Source organism: Actinoplanes sp. NPDC048988 (genome assembly GCF_043197815.1).
GTDB lineage: Bacteria > Actinomycetota > Actinomycetes > Mycobacteriales > Micromonosporaceae > Actinoplanes.
Map to the genome: position 1 here is coordinate 1 of NZ_JBICTW010000006.1, position 16582 is coordinate 16582.

At 68.7% G+C, this 16582-nt stretch carries 15 protein-coding genes and 1 pseudogene; 9 read left to right on the forward strand and 7 right to left on the reverse strand.

The genetic code is table 11. From position 1 onward, the window contains the following. The first annotated feature begins 34 nt into the window (after positions 1 to 34). Both ACGFJ7_RS20675 and ACGFJ7_RS20680 read left to right on the forward strand, forming a co-directional pair. The gene (locus tag ACGFJ7_RS20675; protein WP_392643625.1) at positions 35 to 139 is read left to right on the forward strand and encodes a hypothetical protein; all 105 of its coding nucleotides are present in this window, start codon (positions 35 to 37) and stop codon (positions 137 to 139) included. Then, positions 105 to 755 (forward strand): RNaseH domain-containing protein, encoded by a 651-nt coding sequence (locus ACGFJ7_RS20680; protein WP_392643627.1) that lies wholly within the window; start codon positions 105 to 107, stop codon positions 753 to 755. Before ACGFJ7_RS20675 ends, ACGFJ7_RS20680 begins: the two co-directional genes overlap by 35 nt. Before the next feature lie 536 nt (positions 756 to 1291). On the opposite strand, the pseudogene ACGFJ7_RS20685 reads toward ACGFJ7_RS20680, so the two are convergent. Beyond that, a pseudogene (locus ACGFJ7_RS20685) lies at positions 1292 to 1470 on the reverse strand (site-specific integrase); the annotation flags it as partial. A 107-nt stretch (positions 1471 to 1577) separates the two neighbouring features. Here ACGFJ7_RS20685 and ACGFJ7_RS20690 point away from each other — a divergent pair. Together ACGFJ7_RS20690 and ACGFJ7_RS20695 are read left to right on the forward strand one after the other, a co-directional pair. Then, a complete protein-coding gene (locus ACGFJ7_RS20690) occupies positions 1578 to 2048 on the forward strand; it encodes a hypothetical protein (RefSeq protein WP_392643190.1) in 471 nt (156 codons plus the stop codon). Positions 2049 to 2602: 554 nt separating this feature from the next. Then, positions 2603 to 3352, forward strand: a complete 750-nt coding sequence (locus tag ACGFJ7_RS20695; RefSeq protein ID WP_360260886.1) for an SDR family oxidoreductase — start codon at positions 2603 to 2605, stop codon at positions 3350 to 3352. A 574-nt stretch (positions 3353 to 3926) separates the two neighbouring features. On the opposite strand, the gene ACGFJ7_RS20700 is transcribed toward ACGFJ7_RS20695, so the two are convergent. The 3 genes from ACGFJ7_RS20700 to ACGFJ7_RS20710 form a co-directional block, all read right to left on the reverse strand. Beyond that, the gene (locus tag ACGFJ7_RS20700) at positions 3927 to 4310 is read right to left on the reverse strand and encodes a cupin domain-containing protein (RefSeq protein WP_392643192.1); all 384 of its coding nucleotides are present in this window, start codon (positions 4308 to 4310) and stop codon (positions 3927 to 3929) included. Further along, the gene (locus tag ACGFJ7_RS20705) at positions 4310 to 5218 is read right to left on the reverse strand and encodes an alpha/beta hydrolase (RefSeq protein WP_360260880.1); all 909 of its coding nucleotides are present in this window, start codon (positions 5216 to 5218) and stop codon (positions 4310 to 4312) included. Before ACGFJ7_RS20705 ends, ACGFJ7_RS20700 begins: the two co-directional genes overlap by 1 nt. An 84-nt stretch (positions 5219 to 5302) precedes the next feature. Beyond that, positions 5303 to 6136 carry an alpha/beta hydrolase gene (locus tag ACGFJ7_RS20710; protein ID WP_360260878.1) on the reverse strand — a complete coding sequence of 278 codons (834 nt, stop codon included), beginning with the start codon at positions 6134 to 6136 and terminating at the stop codon, positions 5303 to 5305. 216 nt (positions 6137 to 6352) lie between these two features. Between ACGFJ7_RS20710 and ACGFJ7_RS20715 the strand changes: the two genes are divergently transcribed. The 5 genes from ACGFJ7_RS20715 (at position 6353) to ACGFJ7_RS20735 (ending at position 14595) form a co-directional block, all read left to right on the forward strand. Further along, the gene (locus ACGFJ7_RS20715; RefSeq protein WP_360260876.1) at positions 6353 to 7072 is read left to right on the forward strand and encodes an alpha/beta hydrolase; all 720 of its coding nucleotides are present in this window, start codon (positions 6353 to 6355) and stop codon (positions 7070 to 7072) included. A gap of 95 nt (positions 7073 to 7167) precedes the next feature. After that, positions 7168 to 8145: an alpha/beta fold hydrolase gene (locus ACGFJ7_RS20720; protein ID WP_392643194.1), complete on the forward strand. Its 978-nt coding sequence runs from the start codon at positions 7168 to 7170 to the stop codon at positions 8143 to 8145. 30 nt (positions 8146 to 8175) lie between these two features. Continuing rightward, positions 8176 to 9180, forward strand: coding sequence for a hypothetical protein (locus tag ACGFJ7_RS20725; RefSeq protein ID WP_392643196.1), 1005 nt, complete (start codon positions 8176 to 8178; stop codon positions 9178 to 9180). A gap of 342 nt (positions 9181 to 9522) precedes the next feature. After that, entirely contained in the window at positions 9523 to 12261 is a 2739-nt protein-coding gene (locus tag ACGFJ7_RS20730; RefSeq protein WP_360260870.1) for an AAA family ATPase, read from the forward strand. A 213-nt stretch (positions 12262 to 12474) separates the two neighbouring features. Further along, on the forward strand, positions 12475 to 14595 hold the full coding sequence (locus ACGFJ7_RS20735; protein ID WP_392643198.1) for a GAF domain-containing protein: 2121 nt from the start codon (positions 12475 to 12477) through the stop codon (positions 14593 to 14595). A 93-nt stretch (positions 14596 to 14688) separates the two neighbouring features. Here ACGFJ7_RS20735 and ACGFJ7_RS20740 read toward each other — a convergent pair whose 3' ends face one another. The 3 genes from ACGFJ7_RS20740 to ACGFJ7_RS20750 form a co-directional block, all read right to left on the reverse strand. Next, positions 14689 to 14823, reverse strand: a complete 135-nt coding sequence (locus ACGFJ7_RS20740) for a hypothetical protein (RefSeq protein ID WP_360260866.1) — start codon at positions 14821 to 14823, stop codon at positions 14689 to 14691. Positions 14824 to 14968: 145 nt separating this feature from the next. Beyond that, on the reverse strand, positions 14969 to 15892 hold the full coding sequence (locus tag ACGFJ7_RS20745) for a nitroreductase (RefSeq protein ID WP_360260864.1): 924 nt from the start codon (positions 15890 to 15892) through the stop codon (positions 14969 to 14971). A gap of 44 nt (positions 15893 to 15936) precedes the next feature. Then, positions 15937 to 16386 carry a DUF5994 family protein gene (locus tag ACGFJ7_RS20750; protein ID WP_360260862.1) on the reverse strand — a complete coding sequence of 150 codons (450 nt, stop codon included), beginning with the start codon at positions 16384 to 16386 and terminating at the stop codon, positions 15937 to 15939. Between the last annotated feature and the right edge of the window lie 196 nt (positions 16387 to 16582).

Sequence of the window (16582 nt, forward strand, 5' to 3'; positions counted from 1 at the left end):
CACCTACATCGACGGCTGGTACAACACCCGCCGCATCCAGAAGGAACTCGGCTACCTCAGCCCGGATGAATACGAGACCGCCTGGCACGCCCAGACCGAGCCAGATAACCTCATCCCCGCCCCGACCGGAAGCAGGTAATCACCGCTCCGTCGAAACGGGGGGAACTCAGCCCGACACCGGCAAAAGCAAATACTGGCTGCCCGGCTACAGCCTGCCCACCGACGAACGCCCCGACGCAATCATCCGCATCAACATCGCCGACGACCGCGTGCCCCCGCCCACCGGATACACCCATCAGCTCAGCGGCCGAGACGCCACGAAACAAGGCGAGACATCCAGGGCGCGGTACAAGATCGAGACAGACTTCAGTACCCCGGTCTGGCTCCTGTGCAACGTGCCCCGCAACTACGACGGCGGCAACTCCGGCCGGCTCGGCGCCAAATACACCCGATGGGATGCGCAGCGCGCCGTCATGTCCGAGATCAAAGAAGAACGCCGCAAGAGCGAGATCCCCGAGAACTGGTACTCGATGACCGCCACCGAGATCTTCCCCATAGCCCTCAACGACCGGGTCTCCCACGAAGCGCTCGCATTTGCCACCGCGCAACTCTGTCACCAAACCATGTACTGGTCAGATCGCGCCCGTTACCCCGTCGCGTTGCATGCGGCCATCCAGATGGACAACGACCATCCTCAGTATCGCCGAAGCGCGCAATCAGCCGACGAGGAAGCCGACATCGACGACCAGGACTAGTCCTCATGATGGCGTTATACCGTCCGCGAACCCCCGCAAGGAGGGCTCGGATCGATACACTCTGCGTGGGGGCAAATTCCAACTATTCAGCGAACCGTGAATCGTGCTTGACGATTTGTCGAGTGCCTTAACGAAACCTGAAGCCAAATGGTGCCCGCGGCGGCTCCTTGAGTAGAGGCATCCATCCTCGCAGGCCGCAGAGCACGCCGCTCATATGCCCCGCACGTTGCGCCAGGCGTTGGTGACGATGCGGAGGACAACTCTTCTGGAGGAACTGAAGTAGTAAATGTGCAGGTAGAGTGAGGGGCGGAGGGGCTTGGGAGGCGGGATTTCAGCCACACCTTTACTCGGGCGAGTATACTTTTTAACGACCTGGTAAAACGTTAGTTAGCACGTCGCTGGGCCGTCTAAATGCTGGGGGTCAAGGGGTCGCAGGTTCAAATCTTGTCAGCCCGACAATCTTGAAGGTCCGCTAGCTAGGGTGTAAACCCTGGTCAGCGGACCTTCTGTCATTCAGCTAGATCCGGATATTCCTACTAGACGGTTCGGAGTCGGGGACCGTTTGGGGACACGGGGAGATTTCTGGGAGCGCGCAGGTGGACGCTGAGCGCCGATCCGGCCTCCTCGATCGAGCGCTGATCGGGTGCAAGTACCGCTGCGTGGTGCTCAGGGAACCGTGCCCGGCGACCTTCCGGAGTACGTGCACCTTGACGCCGAGCCGGGACCGGGCCAGGGGCCAGGGGCCAGGTGCCAGCCGACAGTTGGTTGGCACGATGCGAACGTGATTGCCGCTGGCGCCGACGGGTTGGGACTATGGCGGCCATGGACGTCATAGTGCAGCGCGTACGCACCACCTGGAGCAAGCGGTCCCGAGGCTTCCCTCGCGCGACCGCCCGCAACGCTGCCCCGACCGCCTTCGCGCTGCCCTGCGGGCACACGCCGCTGTTCCACGACGTCACCATGGGGGAGGAAGACGACTTCGAGCCGCGGGTGAGCGCGATGTGTGAGGCTCCACCACGGCATGAGTTCGGGTTACGCCTCGTGGGGTCCGCGCTGCGGGTGCGGCTGCCGAATGGGTTTGGGGTCCCCGTCCGTTCGCATCGCCCGGTGGTACTGCTTCAGCCCGGCGAGTGGGTCCGGTGGCAGCTGAACAACCGCTGGTCGTCGGCGACTGGCATGGGGGACTGGCGCTACACCTTGACGACGGTCAGCATCGCGCTCGGGCCGATGCCATCTGAAACGTTCCTCGGCGAGGCACCACACGTCATCGACGAGAAAGCAGTCTTGCGGTAGGGCGCCTCCGGCCGGGGACGATCGGGATCGCCGACAGGGTGGAGCCAATCCGCCCTTACGTAGGGGCAGTGCGTGGGTGGACGGATGCCGGAAAGGTCAAACATCACCGTATCCAGGGTGCTGCACCAGCTGGGGAATCGAAATCGTCGGGGACCATTCGGGGTGTCAGCGCTTCCTGAAATTCGACCCTCTATGCGTGTTTCTTTGGCGAGGAGTTCTCGCCGGTGACGGGAGGGCCCGGTGCGGGCAGTGGAGCTGGCCGACGGCGCCGCCCTGCCCGCCGACCTTGTCCTGATCGGCGCCGGCGCCTCGCCGCGCGCAAGATCAGTGACATGGTGATGGCCACCCGTTTGGCGGTTGGCTGTTCCGGCCGGCCCTATTCCTTTTCTGGCGACCCCATCTGAGACATCGGGCCAGCCCGGTAAGGGGCAGCGCGATCGGCGAATAGCGTTTGGTGCAGCGATGGTGCTTCGCGACAAGAGAGCTGGTCGCCGTCTCGGTCCGAAGGGTAGGGCCGAAACATGTCGGCGGACGGCAGAACTGGGAGACGCAGGATGGGACAGCTTCAGGACAGGACTGCTGTGGTCACCGGTGCGACCAGTGGAATCGGGCTGGCTTCCGCCCGCCGATTCGCTGCAGAAGGGGCGCATGTGTTCATCACTGGTCGCCGCAAGGACGCCCTCGACAAGGCGATCGCCGAGATCGGCGCCGACGTCGTCGGCATTCAAGGCGACGTTGCGAACCTCGCTGACCTCGACCAGCTGTTTGCGACGGTCGAGCAGAGCGGGCGGCGTATCGACGTGTTGTTCGCGAATGCCGGCGGCGGATCCTTCCGGCGCTTGGCGGATATTGACGAGCGGCACTTCGATGGGATCTTCGCGACCAACGTCAAAGGGCTGCTGTTCACCGTCCAGAAGGCATTGCCCCTGCTTAATGATCGAGCATCGATCATTTTGACCGGCTCGACCAACGCCAGCGTCGGCCACGAGGCCTTCGGTGTGTATGGCGCGTCCAAGGCGGCGGTGCGGTCCTTCAGCCGGACCTGGGCCAACGAGCTCAAAGAGCGGCGTATCAGGGTGAACACCCTGACGCCTGGTCCCACCGACACGCCCGGGATCACCGGTCTGGCCCCGGACGCGGACCAGGCCGCGCAGCTCAAAGGCTTGCTGGCCAGCCAGGTGCCGCTCGGCCGGATGGGTAGCCCCGACGAGATCGCCTCGGCCGTGTTGTTCCTGGCCAGTGATCAAAGCAGCTTCATCACGGGCAGTGAGTTGTTCGTCGACGGCGGGCTCAACCAAGTTTGAGTTACTTGACGTTGCCGGCTCTGCCGATTCTTCTGGGCTTGGGTTCGGCGGTGACGACCACCGTCGCCGGACTCTTGACGATTCACGTCATCGACAAGGCTTTGGAGCTGCCTCAGGGTGGTGCTTTCTCATTACGCGAAGCACCACCCTGACGTCGGCCCGGCCGGTCTGCTCGCCGCGGGGGTGCTGGTCGGCCACAGTTTCTTCGATGGGCTGAGCATCGGGGTGAGTTTCGGGGCCGCCGTGAGCGTGGCGACGGCTGTTGCGGTCGCGGTGCTTGCCCACGACCTTACTGACGGATTCAACACGTACACGCTTACTGTGATGTCCGGTGGCGGCAGACGCCGGGCCGCGGCGTTCCTGCTCGCGGATGCGGTGGCGCCGGTCGTCGGTGCCGGCCGGTCAAGCGGCGCGTCGACGTTGCTCGCGTCCAGCCGGTCCCCCTCTGAAGCCCGAGGACTGCATCCACCACGTCCGCCGTGCTCTTCACGGGACGGGCTCAACCGAGCGACGCGTCGGCCGTGATGAGGCGGCCGTCCGGTGTGGCGAACGGCCGCCTCAACACGTGCTCGGGTCAGTGCACGAACGTGGCCAGCGGCTCTCCGGTTTCGACGAGGTAGGTCGAGAGCATCAGGCCGGTGTCGGGGCCGAGATCGGTGGCGTTGTGGGGTGTCCGGGCCGGGATCAAGAAGCCGTCGCCGGGATGCAGAGTGAGTGTCGGTTGGTCGCGGATCTCCATGCGCACCGTTCCGGCGACGATGTAGCCGACTTCTTCGCCGGGGTGGATGTGCCATCCGGACTGCACGCCGGCGGGGATTTCGGTGCGCACCTGGACGATGTCCCGGCCGGGGATGGAGGATTCCCGGCGCAGTGTTTCGGTGCGCTTGAGAGTGGCGGCCAGGTCATCGGCCCGATCTGCGGCATGGGATGCCATGTCATTGCCCTTCCTGGAAATCATCAGAGGGGGAAAGCTGACGGTCGGCGCAGGAGAAGCGCGGACAGAGCGGCCGCGGTCATCTCCGGCTGGTCTTCGACGATGAAGTGGCTGGCCGGCATCGGTTGTCCGGTGACGTCGTCGGCCCAGGGCCGCCAGACGTCGAGCACGTCGCCGTAGAAGCGTGGCAACGCCCCGTCCGCACTCCACAACACGAGCAGCGGGCAGGCTATCTTCCGTACGCCCACGTCGGCGTCATCATGGAGACGATCCACGGTGGCCCCGGCCCGGTAGTCCTCGCAGATCGCTTGGACAGTGCTCACGTCATCGAGCAGCGCCCGGTACCCGGCCATCAGATCGGCCGGGTACCGGTTCGGTGCCCGGCCGAGGCCGAGCGCCCGGACGTGGAAGTCGAAGAAAGCGCCGGGATCGGCGGCGATGAGCCTCTCGGGCAGCGGCGCCGGCTGGGCGAGGAACGCCCAATGCCAGTAACCGAGGGCCATCTGAGCGTCCGCCCGAGCCCACACCTCTGCGGTGGGCACGACGTCGATGACCGCGGCGGCAGTGACGCGGCCGGGGTGATCCAAGGCCATCCGGTAGGCCACCCGGCCACCCCGGTCGTGACCGGCCACGGCGAACTGCTCGTGGCCGAGCAGGCCCATGGCCTGGACAAGATCGGCGGCGAGGGCCCGCTTGGAATGTGGTGCGTGGTCCGCTGCGGGTACCGGGCGGAACGACGCTCCGTACCCGGGCAGATCCGCAACGACCACGGTGAAGCGTTCCGCCAGCTGGTCGGCGACGGCGTGCCACATGACATGGGTCTGCGGATATCCGTGCAGCAGGAGCAACGGTGGTCCTTGCCCGGCGACCCGGGCGAAGATCCGTCCTCGTGCGGTCTGCAGGGCGTGCTGCGCGAAGCCGTCGAACATCATGTCGCGGCGGGCTCGAGGACGACGGCGGGTTGACCGGGCACAGTGATGCTCCTTCTGACGTTGGTGGCGCGGGATTGCCCGGGGCTATTCCGCGAGGAACGCGAGCAGCTCGCGGTTGACTTCGTCGGCGTGGCTGAGGGCCATGAGGTGCGGCCCGCCGTCGATCTCGACGTAGTGCGCGTCGGGCAGGGCCGCGTGCATGCGGCGTCCCTGGCCCTCGATCGACAGGATCCGGTCGGCGGTGCCGTGCAGCACCAGGACCGGGATGTCGATGCGCTTGAGGTCGTCGTGGAAGTCGTCCAGCCAGGTCACCGGGCAGGCCCAGGTCGCCTCCGGCGAGGCGTCGGCACCGGCGTTCCACAGGTTGCGGACGGCGTCCTGGCTGACCCGCTTGCCGAGCAGCTCGTCGAGGTTGAGCATGTCGCCGATGATCGCGGTCAGCCAGGCCGGCCGGTCGTGCAAGATGGCCTGCTGCACCGCGTCGACGCCGGCCTGGTCGACGCCGTTCGGGTTCTCCGCCGACTTACCGAACGACGGTGCGAGGCTCTCGATGAACACGCACGACCTGAGTCGCTGCGTGCCGTGGACGCCGATGTAGCGGGCGACCTCGCCGGTGCCCAAGGACAATCCGACCAGCGTGACGTCGCGCAGATCGAGCGAGGTCAGCAGCTCGTCGAGATCCGCGGCCAGTGTGTCGAAGTCGTAGCCACCGGCCGGGCGGCTGGACCGGCCGAACCCGCGCCGGTCGTAGACGATCACCCGGTAGCCCGCGGTCAGCAATGTATGGACCTGCGGCTCCCAGGAACGGCTGTCGAACGGCCAGCCGCTGATCAGGACCACGGCCGGCCCGCTGCCATGGTCCTCGTAGTACAGGTCGATCGAGGTCGTGTTCTCCGTGCCGACGGTGATGGTGGACATCTGCGCTCCTCGGTTGTCCTTCTCTGGTCTCAACCTGGCAAAGCCACGGCGTCCCGACCAAGACGGCTGCCCCGAGAACTGGGGGGTGTTCACCGGAGGAAAAGGCGGGCCAACCCGGTAGGGGAATCCGGCTCGCCTGATCGTTGTCGCCGCCCGCCGTTTGCGAGCCTCACCTTGTCCGTCGCGGTGGCGGGCGGCTACTCGAGGGGGCAGCAGATGAAGCCGACGGTGATCCTCGTCCACGGGGCGTACGCCGGATCGTCCAGCTGGGACGGAGTGCTGGAACCGTTGTCGGCGGCCGGGCACCGGGTGATCGCGTTCGCCACACCACTGCGGGGAGTGGCATCGGACGCGGCGCTGCTGAGCGACCTGCTCCGGACTGTGGACGGCCCGGTGGTCCTGGCCGGGCACTCCTACGGCGGCGCGATCATCACCAACGTCATCGCCGCGCCCGGACAGGTGATCGGGGCCGTCTATGTCGCCGGCTTTGCCCTCGACGTGGGGGAGAGCTGCGCGGACGCCGCCGCGCTGGCGCCCGGGTCGACTCTCGCCGAAACCCTCGTGCCGGTGCCACTGACCGCCGGCGGTGCGGACACCTACATCGCGTCGGACAAGTACCACCACCAGTTCGCGGCCGACCTGCCCGCCGAGCAGGCCCGCCTGATGGCTATCACGCAGCGGCCGGTCACCGACCGGGCCTTGGCCGAGCCGTCGGGCGACCAACCGTTGTGGCGTTCGGTGCCCAGCTGGTTCCTGTTCGGCGAGCTCGACCACAACATCCCGGCCGGCTCCCACCGGATCATGGCGAGCCGAGCGAAGCCGCGCAGCACGATCGAGATCGCGGGCGCCTCACACGTGGTCGGCATCTCCCACCCGGCCGCGACCGCCCGGATGATCGTCGAGGCCGCCGGCAGCCACGCCCTCACTGAAGCCTGACGCCTGACGGAACCGGCGTCAGCACTCCAGATCAACCCGGCCGGACAGCCGAACAAAACCCCATCACGCGTACGTGACGAAAGGCGGCACACGACATGAATCAGCAGAACAGGACGGACGAGGACGGCCCCACGGGGCAGCGCGGGGCCTCCCGCCGATCGGTGCTGGCTGCCGGGACCGGCGCCGCGCTGAGCGCGGCAACCGTCGTGGGAGCCGGGGGGACGCCGGCTTCCGCCGCCCCGGCCGCCGAGGGAAGCCGTGGCGGCACCCGCGTCCCGGTAGCCCCAGGTGTCGAGGTCAACATCGCCGACCTCAAGGGCGGTCGCCGCGGGACGGTCGTCTTCATTCCCGGCTGGCCGCTGGCGTCCACGACCCTGGAAGGCACCCTGCTCCACCTGGCCGATCACGGTTACCGGGCCATCGCCCTGGACCAGCGTGGATTCGGGCTGTCCGACGCCCCGTACGGCCCGTACACGTACGACCTGTGGGCCCGCGACATCCAGACGGTTCTCGAGACGTTGTCGCTGCGCGACGTCACTCTGGTCGGGCACTCGATGGGCGGTGCGGTCGCGCTGCGGCACACTTCCCGCTTCGGTAACCGGGTCGGCAAGCTGGTGGTGGCCGAAGCACCGGCTCCGCGGTTCGTGTACGGCCCGCAGTCCGCTGACCTCGCCGCCGCGCTCGACGGCCTGATCGCAGGCTATGCCACCGACCGGGCGGCAGCGGTGCGGAGCCTGACGACGAATTTCTTTTCCACGCACACCGATATCGCCACGGATCCGTTCCTGCAGTTCTTCGAACGGCAGTGCTTGGACCAGGCCTCCTTGCCGGCGAGCCGGGATGCCTTGTTCGCGTTGCGCGACACCGACCTGACGGCCGACTTCGCCCGGATCAAGGTACCGACCCGGGTGTTCCACGCGATCAACGACAAGATCGTGCCGCTGGTGCACGGTCAGGCGGTGGCCGCGGGAATCCGTCACGCCCGGCTGGTCACTTTCGCCACGGCCGGGCACGCCGTCTACGTCGATGAAGCGGACAAGTTCCGGGCGGAACTGCTCAAGTTCATCGGCTGACGCGCTGACGAGATCGGGAGGGACGCCGTGATGTCGACCAGTGAACGCACGTACCGGGTGACGGCGAACGTGTTCGGCTTACCATTCGGCTTCTGCGGGCTCGCCCAGTGCTGGACCACCGCTCACGCTGTCGCTGGGTTGCCCCGCTGGCCGGCGGACACGCTGTGGATTGTTTCGGCGGCCATCTGGGCGGCGTCGCTGATCTGGTACGGCCGCGATGTCGTCCGCGGTGGACGGTTGCGCACCGAGCTCAAGGACCCGGTGTTCGCGCCGTTCACCGCGCTGATCGTGATCGTGCCGATGTTCCTCGGCGTCACGGTGGCCGGCCATGCCCGTCCGGCCGGGGAGTTCGTCTTCGGGACCGCTCTGGTGCTGACCGTGGCGCTCGGCGGCTGGCTGGCCGGTGAGTGGATCATCGCGGATCTCCAGCTCGCTCAGTGGCACCCCGGCTATTTCCTGCCGACTGTCGGCGGTGGCCTGATCGGGGCGGGTGGCAGCGCGGCGCTCGGTCATCGCACGCTGGCCATGGCCATGCTGGGCTGTGGGGTGATCTGCTGGTTCATCCTGGGCGCGGTCATCCTGCTGCGTCTGTTCACCGCTCCTGCCCTGCCCCCGCCCCTGCTGCCGACCATCGCGATCGAGGTCGCGCCGCCGGTGGTCGCCGGCAACGCCTGGTTCGTCATCAACGGCGGACGGATCGACGCGGTCGCGGCCGGACTCGCCGGCTACGCGATCCTCATGATCCTGGTGCAGCTACGCCTGATCCCGGTCTACCGGCGGGTCCGGTTCGGCCCCGGATGGTGGGCATTCTCGTTCTCGTACGCCGCGGCGTTCACCCTGGCCGTCAACTGGCTGGCAGCCCTCGACGTGCCCGGGCACAGCGTCTGGGCCGCAGCCCTGCCCGGCGTGCTGACCCTGGGCATCGCGGCACTGGCCATCGCGACCGTCCGGCGTCTGATCGCGGGAACGTACCTCCCGGCCGCCGGGACGGCGCCGCCGGCAACCGCACCCAGCGGTACCGCACGTTCAGCGTAGGCAGGCCTGATCCGGCTTCCTCCCGAAGGACGAGCTCCGGTGCTGAGTTTGGCGTGCACCCCGGCGCGGCGTTGTCCCGCGACTTGATCCGGTGGCCGTGGCGCCGGGCCCGGCCCGAGCTCGCCTACGGTTCCTGGCCTCGCGGGCGGCGCCGGATGACCGCATCGCGGGTACCCGTGCGCGCGGCCAGGAAGGCCTGACCGCACAGGAACTGCAGGTCGCCCGGCTCGCGGCCACCGGCCTGTCCCACCGCCAGATCGGCGAGGGCGAGAATTCTCAGACCCGGTCGGGGCGGCCGCGTTGATACGCTCCGCAGGCTGAAGTGAGGTAATGGGGGCGGCTGTGCGGAACGACGGCGAGGCAGAGCTTTTCGGCCGGGACCACGAGCGTAGCCTGCTACTGGACATTCTTGGACGGTGTCAGCGGTCGAGCGGCTCCACCCTGGTGCTGCGCGGGGTCGCTGGGATCGGCAAATCGGCGCTGCTGCACCTGGCCGAGGCCAAGGCCCGGCAACAGGACATGTCCGTGCTCGCCATCACCGCAGTCCCCAGCGAGGCGCAGCTGCCCTACGCCGGCGTCGATCAGCTCCTGGGACCGCTGCTGGCCAGCCAGCCGCCCGAATCGCGCACTTCATGGGAGACGGCCGTCGGGCGTACGGCCGGGGCGGGCAGCCCTGCCCAGCGATACCAGTTGGCCCGCGCGGCCCTCAACTGCGTCACCACCTCTGCCGGTCAGGGACGGGTGCTGATCGTTGACGATGCGCAGTGGCTCGACCGGGAAAGTTGGGACATTCTCGCCTTCGTCGGCCGCCGCGTCGCCGACGACAAGGTGTGCCTGCTGGTAGGGATGCGAGACGGCGAGGAGTCGACATCGCTGCTGTCCGGATCCGGGCTGCCGGAGCACCGGCTTGAGCCGTTGTCGGCCGACGCGTCCCTCGCGCTGTTGCAGACAGCCGCTCCCGGGTTAGGGCCGGCACTGACGCAACGCGTACTGCGTGACGCCGCAGGAAATCCTCTGGGGTTGTTCGAGCTGGGCGTCGCCGCTACCAGGATGGGTGACGACGACCTGTTGTCCCAGGACATTCCGCTCACGGAACGCCTGGAACGTTCGTACGCCCTGACAATCTCGCGCCTACCGGCACTGACTTACTCCCTGGTTGTGATCGCCGCGCTCGACGACGCGGTGGACCTGGGTGAGCTACTCGCCGTCGCGCACCGTCTCCACGGCCCGGACGTGACTCGGGACGACCTCGAGCCGGCCATCGCTGCCGGGCTCCTCGAGGCCGACAAGGAGACGGTGCGGTTCCGGCACCCGCTGATCCGCTGGACCGTGACCCGGTCCGCCTCCGCACCAACCCGCCTGGCCACGCACGCCGCCATCGCTGCCGCCCTGGACGGCCAGGAAGCCCGGCAGGTCTGGCACCTGTCCGCCGCGACCGTCGACACCGATGCCGAGGTGGCCGATCGCCTGGCTCGCGTAGCCGAGCAAGCGGATCAGACGGGTTCGCCGAGTTCCGCCCTGCGAGCCTGGGAGCGCTCGGCGCAGCTGACACCGGACGGTCCGCTGCGTGCGCGCCGGCTCTTGCGGGCCGCGCACGCCGGGCTCGGGTTCAGTCAGTTCGCGAAGGTGCGGAGCTTGCTCCACGGCATTGGCGAAGATCAACTCTCGTCACCGGAACGTACCGAACTGGAGTGGCTGCGGCACAGCTCGAACGGCTTTCAATGGCCCTACGACCAGACGTTCGCCCTGCAGGCCGGCCTCGCAGCCCGGCTGCGGGCCGAAGGCCGTACCGAGCTCGCACTTCACGGGCTGGCCACGATGAGCGCGCTCTGCTGGTGGGTCGACCTCGGCGAGCCCGCACGGAAGCACATTGTCCAGATCGTCGAGGGAATGCGTCTGCCCGAATCGGACCCTCGCTATGTCAGCGTGATCGCTCTGGTCTCTCCCATCGAGCACGGCCGGGTGTCGATCGACCGCCTGCGTCGCCTCCTTCTGGCTTTCGACCAGGACGTCGTCGCGGCGCAGTACCTCGGCGTCGCGGCGAGCGGAGTCGGTGATCTGCGCTCGTCGCTCGCTTTCCTCAGGACCGCGCTCGCCTCGATCAGGAGGCTGGGTCTCTTAGCGCTCCTCCCGCAGGTCCTGGGTTCCCAGGCACTCGTCGCGGGCCTGCTCGGCGATGTCCAGCTCGCCCTGACCTCGGCCGAGGAAGTGCAACGCACAGCGCTCGAGACAAACCAGGCCACGTGGCAGTTCCAGGGACACCTGCTGGCCGCCTTCGCCAAGGCGCTCGCCGGTGACGACGGCGCGGCGCTGGCCACGGCGGATGAGCTCGAGCCGCAGTTGCTGGCCACAGGTTCCCGTCTGATGTTGTGTCAGGTCGCCCTGGTCCGCGGGGTGGCCCACCTCGCCGGCGGCCGTCCCGCAGCGGCGCTCGACGAGCTCGGCACCCTGTTCGATCCGGCCGACCTGCACTATCACGAGTACGTACGGCTGTGGGCTCTACCGCATCTCGCCGAGGCGGCGGTCCTGTCCGGACGCTACGAGCAGCTCCGGATGATCGCCGCCGTGTGCGAACCGATCGCGGAGAAGGCCGGCTGGCCTGTCCTGCAAGCGGGCATGGCCTATGCGTCAGCACACCTGGCCCGCGACGGCGAGGCCGACGCCGCGTTCCGTGCCGCGCTGCCCCGGATATCAGCGGACTATCCCTTCGAGCGGGCCCGACTACAGCTGGCCTACGGCGTTTGGCTGCGCCGGCATCATCGGGTGGCCGACTCCCGCGGGCAGTTGCGCGCCGCGCAGCAGGTCTTGCAGGCACTGGGTGCCGAGCCATGGGCCGAACGCGCCCGCAAGGAGCTGCGAGCCTCGGGTGAACGTCCACGCAGGGCACCGTCCGCCACCACCACATTGACACCACAGGAGCTGCAGATCGCTCACCTCGCCGCCTCCGGTCTGACCACCCCGGAGATCGCGGAACAACTTTTCCTGGCATCAAGCACCGTCAGCACCCACCTGCACCGGGTTTACGCCAAGCTCGGAGTGGCCAGTCGCAAACAGCTGGGCCCGGCGCTGTCCGGGGGCTGAGCGGCGGAAATACACAACGTTGTGTATGCGAAGCCCGTACCGGTTTTGACAGCGTGAGGGCCACGCCCCTACCGGCCCGGGCAGGCATTCGCGCCGCCATCCGCGGTGTTGAGTAGCACGAGTGCCTGGCCGCCTCACGTCCCGGAGAAACCGCATGAGCGCCACCAGCCAGACCGTCCGGGCCTGTGCTCGCCGTCGGTCACGAGGGCTTTCATGACAAACGATCTCGAGGATCTTCGACGGTCGGCCGCCGAACAGGCAGCGCTGCGGCGGGTAGCAACGCTGGTGGCATGTGGAGCGCCCCGGGCGGAGATCTTCGAGGCGCTGGTGACCGAGGTCGCGCGGCTGGTTCCGGGGACGGATGCCGCGCTAGTGAAGTTGCACCGGGACGAGACGGTGACGGTTGTCGGCCGCTGGAACGGGGCCGTCGGATACCAGAGCATCGGAGTCCATCACCCGTTCGGTTCCGGCACCCTCGCCCGGATGGTCTGGGACTCCAAGCGCCCGAGCCGAATCACGACGTATGAGCAGAACGTGTCGGGCTCGCTGGCCGACGTGATCCGGGCGTGGGGCTGGCGGACGTCTGTCGGCGCTCCCGTGATGGTCAACGCTGAGGTATGGGGTCTGACCGCCGTCGGCTCGACGAACGGTGACCCACTTCCTCCTGGGACCGAGGATCAGCTGGCGAAATTCACTGAACTGCTGGCCGGGGCGATCGCCAACACGCAGGCCCGCGACGAACTCGAGCAACTCGCCGCCGCGCTGCAGCGGGTGGCCAAGCTCGTGGCACACGACGCCGCACCGCGTGACGTCTTCGAAGCGGTCGTCACGGAGGCCGCGAGTCTGGTCGGCGTCGGGTTCACGACCCTGCTGCGTTTCGAGCCCGACGGGGCAACCGAGGTGGTCGCGGCCCACGATCCGCCGGATGGCGTTGCCGTGGGCATGCGCGCCCCCGCCGGCGGTGACGGCGCCACCCAGCGCGTGTGGCGGACCGGTCGGCCGGCCCGGGCGGACCGGCGGCCAGGCATGTCAGGATCGGGGACACGGCGGGCCGCGGTCGGCGGATTCCAGTCCAGCGCGGCCGTACCGATTCTGGCCGAAGACCGGTTGTGGGGCGCCCTTGTCGCAGCCGGACGGACTGCCCTGCCGCCACATCTCGAAGAGCGGCTCGCGCGTTTCGCGGAGCTGGCCGGCACGGCGATCGCCAGCTCTCAGGCTCGTGCGGACGTCCGGGCGCTCGCCGACGAACAAGCAGCCTTGCTGCGCGTCGCCGAACTGGCGGCCCGTGGCGGATCCTCCGACCTGGTATTCACGGCTGTCGCGACCGAGGCGCAACAGCTCCTCGACGGTCAGCCCATGACCCTTGTCCGCTTCGAGCAGGACGCGGCAATGACAGTGATCAGTCAAAGCGACGGGCCTACGCCACCGGGGATCCGCATCGGCTACACGCCCGGCACGATGCCGGACCGTGTCCGGCGAACGGCGCAGGCCGTACGTGTGGACGACTTCAGCGTCGAACCGAACGCCTCCTTCGCCCGTGACCACGATCTCACCGCCGGGGTCGCGGCGCCGATCGTGGTGGAGGGCCAGGTGTGGGGGATGCTCGCGGCCACCTCAGCTGACGGACCACTGCTGCCCGGCATCGAAGAACGCCTACAGCGGTTTGCCAACCTGGCCGGGACCGCGGTGAGCAACGCGGCCAGCCGCGCCCAGCTCATCGCTTCACGCGCCCGGGTCCTGTCGACCGCTGACGAGACCCGCCGGCGGCTTCAACGCGATGTCCACGACGGCGCCCAGCAACGTCTCATCCACACGGTCATCACCCTGAAGCTGGCACGGCGGTCACTGGCGCACAGCGACGTGCCGACCACCATCGATCATGTTGAGGAAGCACTCAGGCACGCTCAGCGGGCCACCGACGAACTCCGTGAGATCGTCAGCGGCATCCTCCCGGCGACGTTGACCCGCAGTGGCTTACGCGGCGGTGTGGAATCGCTGCTGACCGACTTGCCGCTGCCGGTCGAAGCGGCCATCGAGGTGCCGCGGCTCGCCGTGGAAGTCGAGACCACCGCCTACTTCGTCATCGCCGAGGCGCTCACCAACGTCGTGAAATACGCCCAGGCCAGCCGTGCCTGGGTGCACGCCGGGCTCAGCGCGGGCGCTCTGCGCATCGCGGTGGGCGACGACGGCGTGGGCGGCGCTCACGCCGGGCAGGGCTCCGGTCTGACCGGCCTGTTCGACCGCGTCGAAGCCCACGGAGGCCGGTTACGGATCAGCAGCCCGCCGGGACGAGGAACGATGATCGAGGCGACCCTGCCGACCGGCGGCCATTAGCCGTTAATCAATCCTCTGCTCCCGGAGATCGGCAATCTGCTGCTGAACGGACGGCGCCGGGGTCCGGGGCGACGGAAACCTCGACAGTACGGCTCAGCGTCCCGTGGGCGGGACGGCCGAGATGTGGACGTTCTGCTGTGCGCGCTTCAGGTGCTTGGCCGCCTGCTTCTCCTTGATCGTCTTGCCCTTCTTCTTGACGTTCGCCTTTGCCGACCGACCCTTGGACATGATCTGACCTCCGTGAGAACGCGGCGCCGGGACGGGCGTGGGAGAGCATCACGTAAGACCCGCTGTCCCTGCGACCCTACGCGCGAACGGCGTCCCCGCCGGGTGCTCGTGCCGGTATCCACCTCGGGGCCGCAGAGACGACATATCAGCGCGTTCCCGTGCCCGGCCCGGCGTCTCCGAGGCGGAGGGAATCGGCGGTCGCCCGCCGGGGCGTACGCGGTGCCTCGGGTCGTGTGGCGTGACGGCCCAGGCGAACCATCAGGTACGGGTGGCCAAGCTCGGGAACGGCGCGGCGCAGCGCCTGGCGGGCGGCGGCGTACTCGATCGGCGCGCTGAACGGCAGTACCGAGATGCCGAGGCCGGTGGCGACGAGGGAACCCACGGACAGCGCCTCACCGGCCCGGAGCCAGTCCGTGTCCTCGTCCCGGGGCCCGTGCAGCACCGCGAAGGTCGCGGCCCGGTCGTGCTCGCCGGAGGCGATGGGCTGCCGTGGGCCCAGGCGAGCGCCGGCGATGCGGTCGCCGCCGGCCCACCGGGCGAGTTCGGCGTGCCATTGCGCGAAGGCAGGTTCGACGCCTCCGGCGTGGGCCGTGGCGACGGTGAGGGCGAGGATCTGGTCCGGGCGAAGCACCGTCAGGCGGGAATGCTGGGTGTTGAAGGCCGAGACGACCGTTTGCCGATCGACCGCGTCGATGGGGTCACCGGTGACCGGGCGCGAGTCGGTGCGGCGCAGCTTGACGGCGCGGGCCAGCCGCGCGGTAGCCGGGCTCACCGGGGCGGCACCGTCGATGCGCAGGCGAGCCAGGTGGGCCGGGTCGGCGGGGTCGCAACGGCGGACGACCGTCACGCGCCAGCCCCGCGCGGCCAGAGCGAGGCGGGCGTGGTGCAGGGCGGCGCCACAGCTGATCGTGGCGAGCCGCCCCTCCGGGTCGGCGAAGCCGGACATCCGGTCGTGGTCCACGAAGAGGTCGAGTACGTCGTTGCGCGTCCGCCATCGCCACGGCTGCGCGTTGTGGGCCGACGGCGCCCGGCCGGCCGCCACGACCGCCCGGTAGATGGCTTCGCTCATGCGGCCCCGTTCGGACCGGCGTACCGGCCGGATCGTCGCCGGCGTCATCGGGCGGTCTGTCCGGCCAGCAGACCGAGTCCGCCTCCCTCGGTCTCCCAGGTGGCTTCGCCGGTTCCGGCCTTCGTCCGCTCCGGCGCCGCGGGAACGGCGCCCGGTGGCACCACCCGCAAGGTGAAGGTGCCGCCGTCGGCGCAGAGGACGGTCATCAGGAACGGGGACCGGTCGGCCTGATAGCCGACGGTGACCGTGCGGCCGTCCGTGCTGATCCGGCTGGGCCGGGTGGCCCAGCCTCCGGCGCTCAGCAACAGTCGGGTCACCCGGCCCCGGACGTGATCGAGGATCGGCACGAGGGTGCGCAGTTCCGTTCTGAGGTCGGCCGAGCGCGGCCACCAGCCGCCGTCGTGCAACGGCGGCCGCGATGGTGCCGGTGCCGCTCGCGGGCCGAGCGGTTCGAGGGAAGCCGCCGCCTCCGGGCGAAAAATCTGTGGTGCCATGGGGTTCCCGTCGTCCGGGACCAAACGCAGGCGCGGGCCCAGCCCGATGACAGGGGCGAGACGAGGTCCACCGAGGCCGGTGAGCAACGCGCGGGCGGCAGGTCGCCGGGCCGCACGCGCCGGCCGAAGCCGGCACCGACGACAAGGCCGTCGGTCGTTACCCACTGTACGCGCAATTGACGGAGCTCAGCCCGGC